General features: G+C 63.4%; 11 protein-coding genes. 10 read left to right on the plus strand and 1 reads right to left on the minus strand.

Going from position 1 to position 15,441, the window contains the following annotated elements; translation table 11 throughout:
* Positions 1–17: 17 nt before the first annotated feature.
* Positions 18–995 (minus strand): AraC family transcriptional regulator, encoded by a 978-nt coding sequence (locus ACREXZ_RS05165; protein WP_431762973.1) that lies wholly within the window; start codon positions 993–995, stop codon positions 18–20.
* 96 nt (positions 996–1,091) lie between these two features.
* Between ACREXZ_RS05165 and ACREXZ_RS05170 the strand changes: the two genes are divergently transcribed.
* The 10 genes from ACREXZ_RS05170 (at position 1,092) to ACREXZ_RS05215 (ending at position 15,384) form a co-directional block, all read left to right on the plus strand.
* The gene (locus ACREXZ_RS05170; RefSeq protein ID WP_431762974.1) at positions 1,092–1,835 is read left to right on the plus strand and encodes an SDR family oxidoreductase; all 744 of its coding nucleotides are present in this window, start codon (positions 1,092–1,094) and stop codon (positions 1,833–1,835) included.
* 54 nt (positions 1,836–1,889) lie between these two features.
* The gene (locus tag ACREXZ_RS05175) at positions 1,890–2,648 is read left to right on the plus strand and encodes an SDR family oxidoreductase (protein WP_431762975.1); all 759 of its coding nucleotides are present in this window, start codon (positions 1,890–1,892) and stop codon (positions 2,646–2,648) included.
* A gap of 252 nt (positions 2,649–2,900) precedes the next feature.
* Positions 2,901–4,619 (plus strand): methyl-accepting chemotaxis protein, encoded by a 1,719-nt coding sequence (locus tag ACREXZ_RS05180; protein WP_431762976.1) that lies wholly within the window; start codon positions 2,901–2,903, stop codon positions 4,617–4,619.
* Positions 4,620–4,953: 334 nt separating this feature from the next.
* Entirely contained in the window at positions 4,954–5,715 is a 762-nt protein-coding gene (locus tag ACREXZ_RS05185) for a 2-keto-4-pentenoate hydratase (protein WP_431762977.1), read from the plus strand.
* A gap of 754 nt (positions 5,716–6,469) precedes the next feature.
* Positions 6,470–8,392 carry a PrkA family serine protein kinase gene (locus ACREXZ_RS05190; RefSeq protein WP_431762978.1) on the plus strand — a complete coding sequence of 641 codons (1,923 nt, stop codon included), beginning with the start codon at positions 6,470–6,472 and terminating at the stop codon, positions 8,390–8,392.
* Between the two features lie 181 nt (positions 8,393–8,573).
* Positions 8,574–9,845, plus strand: coding sequence for a YeaH/YhbH family protein (locus ACREXZ_RS05195; protein WP_431762979.1), 1,272 nt, complete (start codon positions 8,574–8,576; stop codon positions 9,843–9,845).
* Positions 9,842–11,518, plus strand: coding sequence for a SpoVR family protein (locus ACREXZ_RS05200; protein WP_431762980.1), 1,677 nt, complete (start codon positions 9,842–9,844; stop codon positions 11,516–11,518). Before ACREXZ_RS05195 ends, ACREXZ_RS05200 begins: the two co-directional genes overlap by 4 nt.
* Before the next feature lie 281 nt (positions 11,519–11,799).
* Positions 11,800–13,122, plus strand: a complete 1,323-nt coding sequence (locus tag ACREXZ_RS05205) for an MFS family transporter (protein ID WP_431762981.1) — start codon at positions 11,800–11,802, stop codon at positions 13,120–13,122.
* Positions 13,123–13,431: 309 nt separating this feature from the next.
* Positions 13,432–14,277 (plus strand): TauD/TfdA dioxygenase family protein, encoded by an 846-nt coding sequence (locus tag ACREXZ_RS05210; RefSeq protein ID WP_431763345.1) that lies wholly within the window; start codon positions 13,432–13,434, stop codon positions 14,275–14,277.
* A 36-nt stretch (positions 14,278–14,313) separates the two neighbouring features.
* Positions 14,314–15,384 (plus strand): ABC transporter substrate-binding protein, encoded by a 1,071-nt coding sequence (locus ACREXZ_RS05215; RefSeq protein ID WP_431762982.1) that lies wholly within the window; start codon positions 14,314–14,316, stop codon positions 15,382–15,384.
* Positions 15,385–15,441: the final 57 nt, after the last annotated feature.

Here is a 15,441-nt window from a genome sequence, read left to right on the forward strand (position 1 = left end):
TCGTGTGATGCGCGTCTCTAGGTGGTCATTGGGCTCAACGGACTCATCGGCGTAGCGTCATACGAGACGTCCGACCGGATCTCCGGCGAGACGCTCGCAACCGCCTGCTCACGCGCGTACTGCGTCGGCGGCTGGCCGACGTGGCGGGTGAACGCGACGCTGAAGGTGCTGGCGGAGCTATAGCCGACCCGCTGCGCAATCTCGGCGACTCGCCCTTCGTTACGGCGCAGCAGATCCTTCGCGAGCGCCATTCGCCAGGTCAGCAGATATTCCATCGGCGCGACGCCGACCGCGCGGCTGAAGCGCTCGAAAAACGTCGAGCGCGACAGCGCCGCCTCCTTCGCGAGCTCCGCGACCGTCCACGCGTGTGTCGGCCGTTCGTGCATCACACGGATCGCGGCCGCGAGGCGGCCATCGGCGAGTCCGCGCGCGAGACCCGGCGACGCGTTCGTTCCCGCCGCGGACCTCAGCGCCTCGATCAGCAGCACTTCCAGCAGTCGTGACAGCACGACCTCGCGCGCGGGCCGCTGTTCGCGCGATTCTTCCCGTACGAGGTCCACGAGCGTGGCCAGCTGCGGTTCACCGCGGACATGCACGAACTGCGGCAGCAGCGACACCAGCAGCGCAGCATCCGGCGAACCGAAGCTGCAGTGGCCCGCCATCATCCGCGAGTCGATCGGATTCTCCGGTGCACCGATCCTGAATTCGCCGTGGCCCAGCGCGACGGGCGTCGACGTCTCGTCATCCGGCGGCGGCACGAGGCTCGATATCGAAACGCCGTACGCGGTGGGAACCAGCACGAAGTCGCCCGACAGCAACTCGATGGGCTCGTGTCCATCGATCGTGACGCGGCATCCGCCGTCGAGAACCACGCAATAGAGCGGCTGGCCGGTATCCGAGCGGCGGATCCGCCACGGGCTCGCGCCGTGAACCAGTTTGGAATACCGCGCGCCCGGCTGCAGCAGCGTTACCACTTCGGCCAATGGATCGATCATTGCCGGACTCCTGCAAATGAAATTCGGATGATTGATTGTAGCAAGTACGGTCGCGGCGATCTATCGTAGGGGCATACACAACCCCCAGGAGTTTCGATGCAAACCGTATTGATCACCGGCTGTTCTTCCGGCTTCGGCCTCGAGATCGCCCGCTATTTTCTTGCCCGCGACTGGAATGTCGTCGCGACGATGCGCACGCCGCGTGCCGACGTGCTGCCGCCTTCGGACCGCCTGCGTGTGCTGGCGCTCGACGTCACGGATCCCGAAAGCATCCGCCACGCGGTCGAGGCTGCGGGCCCGATCGACGTCCTCGTCAACAACGCGGGCTTCGGCGTCGCCGCCCCATCCGAGTTGACCCCGCTCGCGACAGTGCGCGAGGTCTTCGAGACCAACACGTTCGGCACGATCGCGCTGACGCAGGCGGTGCTGCCGCAGTTCCGGCAGCGCAGGGCCGGCGTCGTCGTGAACGTCACGTCGAGCGTGACGCTGAAAGCGCTGCCGCTGATTGCCGCGTATAGCGCGAGCAAGGCGGCCGTGAATGCGTACACCGAATCGACGGCGGTGGAGCTTGCACCGTTCGGCGTGCGGGTGTGCCTCGTGCTGCCGGGCCGTTCGTCGGAAAGCCGCTTCCGCGACAACGCACAGAGACACGGCCTCGAGCACGAGGCCTATGCCGATCTCGTCAAAGAGGTTCTCGCGAGGTTCGCGGATACGTCTTCTCCGGCCACCCACGCGCAGGACGTCGCCGAAGCCGTGTGGCGCGCGGCAACCGACCCGTCGTCGCCGATGCGCATCCCGGCCGGTGCTGATGCCGAAGCATGGATGGCCGAGGCTCACTGACCGGTCGGCACTGCCACCACGTTACAGCCACAGCCATACAACAAGGAGCTTGCCATGCAGGACAAACCCATCGCTCTCGTTACCGGGGCCAATCAGGGAATCGGTCTTCAGATCGCGAAGGATCTCGTTTCACACGGCTTCATCGTGCTGGTCGGGTCGCGCAATCTCGAGCGCGGCGAGGCCGCGGCCAAAGAGGTTGGGCCGGACGCGCACGCGCTTCAGCTCGACGTGACGGATCGGGCTTCGATCGACGCTGCGGCGGAACACATCAGAAAGCAGTTCGGCCGTCTCGATGTGCTCATCAACAACGCGGCGATCTCGAACACGAAGAAGCAGCCCGGTCAGTCCGTCGAGGAGTACGCGAAGACGACCCGCCCGAGCAACGTGTCTTTCGACGAAATGCGCGCGGTGTGGGACACCAACGTGTTCGGCGTCCTCGCCGTCTATCAGGCGATGCTGCCGCTGCTGCGCAAAGCGTCGGGAGCCCGCATCGTCAACGTGTCGAGCGGCGTCGGGTCGCTGACGACGAACTCGGACCCGGACTTCGTTTACCGCGCGATCTTCGGCCCCGTGTACCCGGCATCCAAGACGGCGCTCAATGCGTTGACGGTCGCGATGGCGCTCGAGCTCGAACCGGAAGGGATCAAGGTCAACGCCATCTCGCCGGGCTTCACCAGTACGAACCTCAACGGCTATGCGGGCACGGACACCGTCGAGCAGGGCGCCCGCGAGGCGGTACGCGTCGCGCTGCTAGGCCCGGACAGCCCGACCGGGACGTTCACGCGCTGGGAAAACAGCACGATTCCGTGGTGATGCGGGTTCGATAAATACAGACACGCGGTGCCGCAGGGGTTTCATCTTCTGCGGCACCCATGCAACGGCATGCACCATCGCTCCAGCATCCCGACACCGGGTAGTAAATTGTAAGTTGTACCCGCCCGTCCGGGCGAATTCCTCCGACCATATAGAAGCTTCAAGTTCCTCCAGAGCTGGCCGTAAACGCGCGTAGAGCGTCCCAATAAGTCGCCGCGCAACTATCCGCAAGTCACTCTGACAGGGAAGAACATGAACAAGGGCATATCCATCAAGGCTCGCATCGGGCTGACGATGGGGTTTCTCTCCGCGCTGCTGATCGCGCTCGGTGTACTGGGCCTCGCCGGTTTGAGCAATTCGAACGACGCCTACCGCGACACCTACACCAACCAGATGCCAAGTGCGGTCGACATCGGCAACGCGGAGATGTACGCGGCGCGCGAACGTCTCGTGCTCGACCGCGCCGCGTTCATGATGGGCACGCCCGAGGCCGCGTCGACGCTTGAACGCGCGAAGCTGATGCGCACGACTTCCGACGGCTGGTGGAAAAAATATCTCGCGCTGCCCCGCGCTGCCGACGAAGACCGTCTCGCGCAGGACGTCGCGGCGAAACGCGACGCGCTGCACCAGCTCATGGACAGCTTCGCCGCGACGGTTCTTGCGAACGATCCGGCGAAGCTGGTCGACGGGGCGAAGCGCCTGCAGGTGGGTTATAACGATCTCGCGATCGCCGACGATGCACTGCGCACGATCCAGTTCACCCAGGCGGAGAAGGGCTACGTGGACGCGCAATCCGCTTTCAGCGTGTTCCGCGCGGTGAGCATCGGCGCGCTCGTCGCGGGTCTGCTCGCCGCGTTCTTCTCGTACTGGGCGCTGAGCCGCGCGATCGGCCGGCCGCTTGCCGACGCGCTCGCGCATTTCGATGCGATCGCCGCCGGCGATCTGCGCCGGCCGGTCGTCATCCGGACGCGCGACGAAATGGGCCAGCTGCTCGCGGGCGTCGAGAAGATGCAGCGCAGCCTGATCGCCACCGTGCGCACGGTGCGCGCGGGCAGCGAATCGATCGCGACCGCGACGCGGCAGATTGCCGCAGGCAACATCGACCTGTCGTCGCGCACGGAGGAACAGGCGTCGGCGCTGCAGCAGACCGCGTCGAGCATGGAAGAGCTCACCAGCACCGTGAAGCAGAACGCGGACAACGCGCGCCAGGCGAGCACGCTCGCCGCGAGTGCATCGGAAATCGCGAACCGCGGCAATGCGGTGGTGGGTCAGGTGGTCGGCACGATGGGCGACATCAACCAGAGCTCGGCGAAGATCGCGGACATCATCTCGATCATCGAGGGCATTGCGTTCCAGACCAACATCCTTGCACTGAATGCGGCGGTCGAGGCCGCGCGGGCAGGCGAAGAAGGGCGCGGCTTCGCGGTCGTCGCGGGCGAGGTGCGCAGCCTGGCGCAGCGCTCGTCGGCGGCGGCGAAGGAAATCAAGGAGCTGATCGACACGTCGGTCGAGCGCGTGCAGTCCGGCTCGGCGCTCGTCGACGACGCGGGCCGCACGATGACGGAGATCATCGGAGCCGTGCAGCGCGTGACCGACATCATGGGCGAAATCGCAGCCGCGTCCGGCGAGCAGAGCGGTGGCATCGACCAGGTGGCGCGCGCGGTCACGCAGATGGACGAGGTGACGCAGCAGAACGCCGCGCTCGTCGAAGAGGCCGCGGCGGCCGCGCAGTCCCTCGAAGATCAGGCGGGGAAGCTGCGTCAGGCTGTCGCAGTATTCCAGCTGGATGACACCGGGCAGGCGCACGACCCGCAGCGAGCGGTCGTCCGGACGGCGCCGAAAAAGCCAGTGCGGACCGCGGTCGCGGCACGGCCGGCGGCGCGCAAGCCCGCGGCGTTCGTCGCAGCCGCGAGCGCTCCGGCGTTGGCCACGGCTGGAGCCGGAGCCGACCGCGAATGGGAGACCTTCTAAGTCTGTGTTGACAGCATGCGGCGGCGTCTCGTTCGACGCCGTCGCGTCCGCGCGCACCGACATCGCGCATGGACGGACGTCGCAGCGGAATAATCGGAATGAATCGGCGCCGATCGATCGGCGTGCCGGGACAATAGAGACCGGGCTTGCGAATGGAACGCCAGTCGCAAGCCCGGTCTTTTTTTCGCGGTCTGCCCAGGATGCGGACCCTGGAGCGATCCGGGTTCCGGTACATTGACGGGCGCGGTTGCCGTCGTGCAGCGCCGCATTCCGACCGTCGCCCGCCGCGCGGCAGTCTTTCGCTCCCGCCGCCCGCTCGCTGAAAAGGATCGACATGACGCATCAAGATCTCGCGCTTCGCCTCGTGGAGGCTCGCCGCCAGCACCGGTTGATCGACGGATTGCGTGCGGACGACCTGCCGCCCGACGCGGCCACCGTGTATGCGATCCAGCAGGCGGTGATCGCCGGACTGGACACGTCGACGGGCGCGTGGAAAATCGGCGCGCGATCGCCGGGCGGTGCGGCCGCGGGCGCGCCGATCCCGGCTCCCCTGGTGCTCGCGTCGCCGGCCCGGAGCGCCTATAGCGGCTTCTTTCGGGTGCTGGTCGAACTCGAGATCGCATTCCGCTTCGCCGAACCGATCGCGCCCCGCAGCGAAGCCTATGCGCGCGACGAAGTGCTTGCGCGGGTGGGCACCGTGCTGCCGGCAATCGAGATCGTCGACAGCCGCTTCGCCGAATGGCCGAACGTCGCACCGCTCGCGCAACTGGCCGACGCGCAGAACAACGGCGCGCTCGTCACCGGGCATGCGCTGCCGTATGCCGGCTTCGCGCGGCAGTTCGACTTCGTGTCGCCGGCACTCGAACTGACATTCGACGGCGTCCCGCTCGCCGCTGACACCGTAGGCAACCCGGCCGGCGACCCGCGCGAACTGCTGGTGTGGTTCGTTAACCATTGCGCGGCCATGGGCATCGCCATCGAGCCCGACTGGACGATTACAACCGGCTCTTACGTCGGCGCGCATCCGCTCGACCGGCCCGGCATCGTACATGGCCATATCGACGGTCTTGGCGAAGTCGAAATCGAACTCACCTGAATCGGCGGTTATTGCGGTTATTGCGGTTATTTTTGCGGGCTGCGCACATGCTGTGCATCCGCGCAGCGTCATCGCCGTACACATCCGCCGTACACTCTGTTTACACCTATACCGTTCTCCGAAGCGCCGGCCGATAAGGCAGGCGGATGCACGCGCTCGACCCTGTCCGTCGCGCGGGTATCGACATGTGGGATGCACACGCGCGCGAGGCATTGAACGAAATGCACGACGCACGGACGAACCTCCAGAGTGCGCGGTGCGATGGATGAATCCGCTCGTCTGATTCGTTTTAACGTTGTATGTCGTGTCGACAGGCGAAAGTTGTAACGGCATGCAGCGGTGTCCACGAAAGTGGAGTGTCGTGCGTTCAGGGAGAATGCAGCGAGAGAGCGACGAAGGATGCGACGAAGCGTTGTGAACGTTCGAGCGGAGCAGTGACGAGAAGAGCCCGCGATGCAAAGTGTTACAACGGGCATCGGCAACTCGCCCTCAGGCGTGACGCAGCGCGTTTTACATGCGGCAGCAGTGAATGCCGTCGCTATCGGTGCGCTTTTCAGGCAGCGTGGAGAGAAGATTGTATGTGACCGAATCTTTGTTTCCAAGAGAGGATTGTCACGGGGCCTCGCGAGGTCAGATTTTTCGTAACGTAGTTCGTGAAAAAAAATTTAAAAGGGTTTAGGATGAATTCGAGCGATGTCGTTTCCGAATAGCGCGCCGCGCACGACATCGATCCAGACTTCGGCGAGGAGGTAGCATGGATATCTACAGCAGTTTCGCGACCCGCTTCGAGAAAACGCGAGAAGATGAACTCTCGCTCGAGGAGTATCTCGCGCTCTGCAAAGACAATCCCGCCGCGTACGCCACATCGGGCGAACGCATGTTGACGGCAATCGGGGAACCGGAACAGATCGACACTCGCAACGATCCGCGCACGTCGCGCATCTTCGCGAACAAGGTGATCAAGGTGTATCCCGCGTTCCGTGAGTTCTACGGAATGGAAGAAGTGATCGAGCAGGTCGTGTCGTACTTCCGGCATGCGGCCCAGGGGCTCGAGGAAAAGAAGCAGATTCTCTATCTGCTCGGACCAGTCGGCGGCGGCAAGTCGTCGATCGCCGAGCGTTTGAAGCAGTTGATGGAACGCGTGCCGTTCTATTCAATCAAGGGCTCGCCGGTGAACGAGTCGCCGCTCGGGCTGTTCGATTACGACGAAGACGGTCCCATTCTCGAAGAGCAGTACGGCATACCGCGCCGCTACCTTAAAAGCATCCTGAGCCCGTGGGCGGTGAAGCGTCTGCACGAGTACAACGGCGACATCCGCAAGTTCCGTGTGGTGCGCCGCTTTCCGTCGATCCTCCGGCAGATCGGTATCGCGAAGACCGAACCGGGCGACGAAAACAATCAGGATATTTCCTCGCTGGTCGGCAAGGTCGACATCCGCAAGCTCGAACAGTACGCGCAGGACGATGCGGACGCATACAGCTACTCGGGTGGCCTGTGTCTCGCGAACCAGGGCCTGCTCGAATTCGTCGAAATGTTCAAGGCGCCGATCAAGGTGCTGCATCCGCTGCTCACTGCAACGCAGGAAGGTAACTTCAAGGGCACGGAAGGATTCGGCGCGATCCCGTTCGACGGTGTGATTCTCGCGCACTCGAACGAGTCCGAATGGAAGGCGTTCCGCAACAACCGCAACAACGAAGCGTTGCTCGACCGGATCTTCGTCGTGAAGGTGCCGTACTGCCTGCGCTACTCGGAAGAGATCAAGATTTACGAGAAGCTGATCCGCAACTCGTCGCTCGCGAACGCGGTGTGCGCGCCGGGCACGCTGAAGATGATGGCGCAGATGTCGGTGCTGACGCGCCTGCAGGAGCCGGAGAATTCCAGCCTGTTCTCGAAGATGCAGGTGTACGACGGCGAGAACCTGAAGGACACCGACCCGAAAGCGAAGTCGTATCAGGAGTACCGCGACTTCGCGGGCGTCGACGAAGGGATGACCGGCGTGTCGACGCGCTTCGCGTTCAAGATCATGTCGCGCGTGTTCAACTTCGATTCGACCGAAGTCGCGGCGAATCCGGTGCACCTGATGTACGTGCTCGAACAGCAGATCGAACGCGAGCAGTTCCCGCCGGAAACCGAGCAGAAGTATCTGTCGTTCATCAAGGACGTGCTGGCTTCGCGCTACGCGGAGTTCATCGGCAAGGAAATTCAGACTGCTTATCTGGAGTCGTATTCCGAGTATGGGCAGAACATCTTCGATCGCTATGTCACGTATGCGGACTTCTGGATTCAGGATCAGGAGTTCCGCGACCACGACACCGGCGAGAGCTTCGACCGCGCGGCGCTGAACGCGGAACTGGAGAAGATCGAAAAGCCTGCGGGCATCAGCAACCCGAAGGACTTCCGCAACGAGATCGTCAACTTCGTGCTGCGCGCGCGTGCTGCGAACGCAGGCAAGAACCCGGCGTGGATCAGCTACGAGAAGCTGCGCGTCGTGATCGAAAAGAAGATGTTCTCGAACACGGAAGAACTTTTGCCGGTCATCTCGTTCAATGCGAAAGGCTCGGCGGAAGAGCAGCGCAAGCACGAAGACTTCGTCAACCGGATGGTGGCGAAGGGCTACACGCCGAAGCAGGTGCGGTTGCTGTGCGACTGGTATCTGCGCGTGCGCAAGTCGTCATGACGCACTCATGAGACATGTGGCGCACAGCCCGCGCGGCCTCGCTGCGCGGGCGCCTTGCGAGGCGCAGGCAGGTTGGACATGCGGCTGCATGGGATCGGAGTAAGCGCTATGGGACCTGAGTAAGCGCTGAAGCGCTAGCTCAGGTCGACACGCTAACTGCGATCGACAAGGGAGACTGGATGTGCTTCATCAAATCATCGACCGCAGGCTGGCAGGCAAGAACAAGAGCATTGCAAACCGCGAACGCTTTTTGCGCCGCGTAAAGAATTACATTCGTCGGGCGGTGTCCGAAGCAGTACGCGACCGCAGCATCAAGGACATACAGAACACCCAGAGCATCACGATTCCGCGCAAGGACATCGCGGAGCCGTCGTTCCGCCACGGTCCCGGCGGCAAGCGCGAAATGGTGCACCCGGGCAACTCGGACTACATCCGCGGCGACAAGATTCCGCGTCCGCCGGGCGGCGGGGGCGGAGGAGGCGGGGGCAGCGCGAGCAACGAAGGCGACGGCCAGGACGACTTCGTGTTTGAGCTGAGCCGCGAAGAATTCATGCAGTACTTCTTCGACGACCTCGAACTGCCGCGCCTCGTGAAGACGCATCTGCTCGCGGTGCCGACGTGGAAGAGCATCCGCGCGGGCTGGGCCGCGGAAGGCACGCCGAACAACATCGACGTCGTGCGTTCGCTGCGCAGCGCGCTCGGCCGGCGCATCGCACTCGGCGCGCCGCTCGTCAACGACCTGCACGAACTCGAACAGAAACTCGAAGAGATGAAGGCCGATCCGGCTGATCGTCGCGAGGAAATCAAGCTGCTCGAGGAAGAGATCCATCATCTGCGCGGCCGCATCTGGCGCATCCCGTTCATCGATCCGTTCGATCTGCGCTACGTGAATCGCGTGAAGCAGCCGCAGCCGTCGAGCCAGGCGGTGATGTTCTGCCTGATGGACGTATCGGGTTCGATGGACGAGCAGCGCAAGGATCTCGCGAAGCGCTTTTTCATCCTGCTGTACCTGTTCCTGAAGCGCAACTACGAGCGCATCGAGGTCGTTTTCATTCGCCACCATACGCGCGCCGAAGAGGTCGACGAGGACACGTTCTTCCATTCGACCGAAAGCGGCGGCACGGTGGTGTCGAGCGCGCTCGAGCTGATGCAGAAGGTAATGGATGAGCGCTACTCGCCCAGCGAGTGGAACATTTACGGCGCGCAGGCGTCGGACGGCGACAACTGGACTGACGATTCGCCGAAGTGCCGCAAGATCCTCGCAGATGACATCCTGACGAAGGTGCGCTATTTTGCGTATATTCAGGTGACGCCCGAAGAGCAGAACCTGTGGCTCGAATATGCGCAGCTGGCCGCCACGGCTCCGCAGATGGCGATGAAGAAAGTGGAAACGGCGGCAGATATCTATCCGGTGTTCCGGGAGCTGTTCGAGAAGCAGGTGGCGTCCGCATGACCACAAGGCATTTGCACAACGAGGCACGCGGCTATCAGCCGGAGCGCGGGAAGAAGGGCAAGCTGGAGCGTAAAGCGGAAGCGCCGCACGCCGAGGCGGCCGCCACAGGGCCCACCGGGACGCCCAGCGAAGGGCAAAGGGAAGTCCGTATGAACGTAGCCGACCGACGGCCGTTGCCGTGCCCGTCCGACTGGACCTTCGAACTGATCGAGGAGTACGACACGCATATTGCTCATGTTGCAGAGCAGTATGAACTGGATGTCTACCCGATCCAGCTGGAACTGATCAGCGCCGAGCAGATGATGGACGCGTACGCGTCGGTCGGTATGCCGGTCAACTACCGGCACTGGTCGTTCGGCAAGCATTTCCTTTCCACCGAGAAAAGTTACCGGCGCGGCCAGATGGGGCTCGCGTACGAGATCGTCATCAATTCGAATCCCTGCATCGCGTACCTGATGGAAGAGAACACGATGACGATGCAGGCGCTCGTCATCGCGCATGCGGCCTACGGCCACAACTCGTTCTTCAAGGGCAACTACCTGTTCAAGTTGTGGACCGATGCGCACGCGATCATCGACTACCTGGTCTACGCGAAGAACTACATCGCCGAATGCGAGGAGCGCTTCGGTCTCGACCGCGTCGAGGAGCTGCTCGATTCGTGTCACGCGTTGATGAACTACGGCGTCGATCGCTACAAGCGGCCGCAGAAGCTGTCGCTCGCGAAGGAATCCGCGGCGCGCCGCGAGCGCGAGGCGTATCTGCAGTCGCAGGTGAACGAACTATGGCGCACGCTGCCGGCCACGCACACGCCGCTGCCCGAAGAGATGGAAGAGCGCTATCCGCCCGAGCCGCAGGAAAACCTGCTGTATTTCGCGGAGAAGAATGCGCCGCTGCTCGAGCCGTGGGAACGCGAGGTGATCCGCATCGTTCGCAAGGTCGGACAGTATTTCTATCCGCAGCGGCAGACCCAGGTGATGAACGAAGGCTGGGCAACCTTTTGGCATTACACGTTGCTCAACACGCTGTATAACCAGGGCAAGCTCGAAGACGGCTTCATGATGGAGTTCCTCCATTCGCACAGCAACGTCGTCTACCAGCCGCCGGTCACGAAGCCGTACTACAGCGGGATCAATCCGTATGCGCTCGGTTTTTCGATGATGAGCGACATCCGCCGCATCTGCGAGAACCCGACCGACGAAGACCGCAAGTGGTTTCCCGAACTCGCGGGCAGCCCGTGGCTCCCGGCGATGCATTACGCGATGCGCAACTTCAAGGACGAGAGCTTCGTCGCGCAGTACCTGTCGCCGAACCTGATCCGCGGGATGCGGCTCTTCTCGGTGCTCGACGACGACATGCGCGATGCGCTCGAAGTGTCCGCGATCCACGACGACAGCGGCTACCAGTACGTACGGCAGGCGCTGTCGAGGCAATACGACATGCACCATCGCGAGCCGAACATCCAGGTCTGGTCGGTCAACACGCGCGGCGACCGCAGCCTCACGCTGCGGCACTTCATGAGTGACAACCGGCATCTGTCCGGCGACAGCGAAGAGGTACTGAAGCACATGGCGCGGCTGTGGCAGTTCGACGTGTTTCTCGAAAGCGTCGATGAGAACGGCACGGTCAGAAAGCGTTATGACTGTAAGTACGTGCCGCCGGCCATACGGGCTTGAGCGACGACGCGGTTCGCCCTCATCGACAAGAAAGCCAGCCTTCGGGCTGGCTTTTTTCATGGCCGTCTTCATGGCCGTCCCTCGCCGTAGCTAACCGCCCGGCACCACATCCGGTTATTCCCGCCTATCCGGCAAGATACTGACCCCGCCGAACCTTGCAATTCTGTAAAATTCCGCGCACGCAATGAGATGCACGCCGGAACGGAAGCCGGCGCGTCCGCTAAAACAGCAAAGCGGCATCAGACCGCTGCCTTTCGCCCAGTTCAAGGAACCACGCAAGCATGAACACCCAGACCGACCAGACAGAACTCGATGCACCCAATGCGCCCGACCCCCACGACACCCGCCGACGCATCTTCGCGATCGTCGGCGCCTCCTCGGGCAATCTCGTCGAGTGGTTCGATTTCTACGTGTACTCGTTCTGCGCGCTGTATTTCGCGCCCGCGTTCTTCCCGAGCGGCAATTCGACCACCCAGCTGCTGAACACGGCCGGCGTGTTCGCCGCGGGCTTTCTGATGCGTCCGATCGGCGGCTGGTTCTTCGGCCGGCTCGCCGACAAGCGCGGTCGCCGCACCGCGATGATGGTGTCGGTGTTCATGATGTGCGGCGGCTCGCTCGTGATCGCGGTGCTGCCCACCTACGCGCAGATCGGCGCACTCGCACCGGCGCTGCTGCTCGTCGCGCGGCTGTTCCAGGGGCTGTCGGTTGGCGGCGAGTACGGCACGAGCGCGACCTACATGAGCGAGGTCGCGCTGAAGGGCCGGCGCGGCTTCTTCGCGTCGTTCCAGTACGTGACGCTGATCGGCGGCCAGCTGTGCGCGCTGCTCGTGCTGGTGATCCTGCAGCAGACGTTGAGCACCGAGGAGTTGAGGGCGTGGGGCTGGCGCATACCGTTCGTCGTCGGCGCGGTCGCGGCACTGGTCGCGCTGTACCTGCGCAAGTCGCTCGACGAAACCACCACCGCTGCGACCCGCGCACGCAAGGAAGCGGGCACGCTGCGGGGTCTGTGGCAGCACCGGAAGGCGTTCCTCACCGTGGTCGGCTTCACGGCCGGCGGTTCGCTGATCTTCTACACGTTCACGACCTACATGCAGAAGTACCTGGTCAACACGGCGGGCATGCACGCGAAGACGGCCAGCAACGTGATGACCGGCGCATTGCTCGTCTACATGCTGATGCAGCCGCTGTTCGGCGCGCTGTCGGACCGCATCGGCCGGCGTCGCTCGATGCTGCTGTTCGGTTTCTTTGCGACGATCGGCACGGTCCCGCTGCTGCACACACTGAAGGACGTGACGAACCCGTTCGTCGCGTTCGCGCTGGTGACCGTCGCGCTGGCGATCGTCAGCTTCTATACGTCGATCAGCGGACTCATCAAGGCCGAGATGTTCCCGCCAGAAGTGCGCGCGCTCGGCGTGGGGTTGTCGTACGCGGTCGCGAACGCAGTGTTCGGCGGGTCGGCCGAGTACGTCGCGCTGTGGCTGAAGCAGGCCGGCAGCGAATCGACGTTCTACTGGTACGTTACGGCGCTGTGCGCGATCTCGGGCCTCGTGTCGCTGCGGATGCGTGATCCGTCGAAGGAAGGTTATCTGCGTCACGAGCCGTAAGCGCAACCGGACGTAACCCTCCGCAAACCGGCGGCCGGAATACGTTCCGGCCGCCGTTTGTCTTTTACGGTCTCCGGTTCAGCAGCCGGTTTATCACTACAGCAGATAAACGTATCGGATTTGCTTGGTTGCTCGCAAAGGCGCGCGGAGTTAGATTGACTGTCTGACCGCCGCCGTACGTATGGTGCGCCGCATCGAACCAACCATCGCCTAGAGCACAGCGTGACAACGACCGCTCCCGTTTCTACCCAGTCCACCCAAGCACCGTCCGCGGCTTCAGCTTCAGCTACCGCTGGCGGTGCATCGCGGATCGAGATCCGCGCGTTCGACGGCCCCGTCGGCGCCGAGGTGCTCGGCCTCGACCTGAACCAGCCGCTCGCCGACGACGATTTCGCGCGTATTCACCGCGCGCATCTCGATCACCACGTGCTGGTGTTTCGCGATCAACGCATCACGCCCGAGCAGCAGATCGTGTTTAGCCGCCGCTTCGGTCCGCTGCAGATCCACGTGCTGCATCAATTCCTGCTGCCGGACCATCCGGAAGTGCTGGTCGTGTCGAACATCATGGAGAACGGCAAGCCGATCGGGCTCGGCGATGCCGGTCACTTCTGGCACTCGGATCTGTCGTACAAGGAAAAGCCGAGCCTGGGCTCGCTGCTGCACGCGCAGGAGTTGCCCGCGGAAGGCGGCGACACGCTGTTCGCGAACATGCATCTCGCGTGGGACACGTTGCCGGACCATCTGCGTCGCGCAGTGGCGGGGCTGCATGCCGAGCACACGTATCTCGCGAAATACGCGGAGCTGCAGGAGCGTAGCCCGTGGCGTCCGAACCTGTCGGCCGAACAGATCGCGCAGGTCAAACCGGTCGTGCATCCGGTCGTGCGCACGCATCCGGAAACCGGTCGCAAGGCGCTGTTCGTCAGCGAGCATTTCACGACGCGCATCGTCGATCTGCCGGAAGACGAAAGCGCGGCGCTGCTCGCCGAGCTGTTCGCGCACAGCGTACGCGCCGAACACCTGTACCGCCACGTATGGCGCGAGCACGACATGGTGTTCTGGGACAACCGCTCGCTGATGCACCTGGCCGCCGGTACACCCGACCATCTGCGGCGCCGGTTGAACCGCACGACGATCGAAGGCGACGCGCCGTTCTAGCCTGCTGATTCATTCATCTACGTTTCCGGAGTATCGATGCAGTTCTTGCGCCGTCCGACCGCGCCGCGGTCTTCGTTCGTCCGTCGTTTTGCGGCCTCGCTGGTCGCGTTGTCGATTAGTGCGCTTGCTCTCGTGGCCGTGCTCGGGGTTATCGCACCCACACCCGCAAGGGCCGAAGGCCAGATCCGGGTCGCCGAGCAGTTCGGCGTCGTGTATCTGCTGCTCAACGTCGCGCGTGACCAGCAGCTGATCGAGAAGGAAGGGCGCAAGCAGGGCCTCGACATCAAGGTCGACTGGCTGAAGCTGTCCGGCGGCTCCGCGGTGAACGACGCGCTGCTGTCGGGTTCGGTCGACATCGCGGGTGCGGGCGTCGGTCCGCTGATGACGATCTGGGATCGCACGCATGGCCACCAGAACGTGAAGGGCGTCGCATCGCTCGGCAATCTGCCGTACTACCTCGTGTCGAATAATCCGCGCGTGAAGACGATCGCCGATTTCACCGGCAAGGATCGCATCGCGCTGCCGGCGGTTGGCGTATCGGTGCAGTCGCGTGTGCTGCAGTTCGCGTCGGCGAAACTGTGGGGCGACAAGTCGTTCGACCGGCTCGACCGGCTCTCGCAGGCCATGCCGCATCCAGACGCGGCCGCGGCGATCATCGCGGGCGGCACGGAGATTACCGGTCACTTCGGCAATCCGCCGTTTCAGGAGCAGGAACTCGCGGGCAATCCGAACGCGCACATCGTGCTGAATTCATACGACGTGCTCGGTGGCCCCAGTTCCGCGACCGTGCTCTACGCGACCGAAAAATTCCGCACCGACAACCCGAAGACTTACCGCGCGTTCATCGATGCACTCGCCGACGCGTCGCGTTTCGTCGCGGCGAATCCGGACGCGGCTGCGGACATCTACATCCGCGTGAATCACGCGAAGATCGACCGTGGCTTGCTGCTGAAAATCATCCGCAACCCGGACGTGCAGTTCAAGATCGCGCCGCAGAACACGCTGCCGCTCGCGCAGTTCATGTACCGCGTCGGCGCGATCCGCAACGAGCCGCACAGCTGGAAGGACTATTTTTTCGACGATCCGGCGCTCGCGGGTGGCAGCTAACACCTGACTGTGCGCTTTGCACGGCCCGCTGCCGCAGCGACGAAATCGCATATACCG

It is taken from the genome of Paraburkholderia sp. (genome assembly GCF_050742655.1).
In the GTDB taxonomy this organism is placed as follows: domain Bacteria; phylum Pseudomonadota; class Gammaproteobacteria; order Burkholderiales; family Burkholderiaceae; genus Paraburkholderia.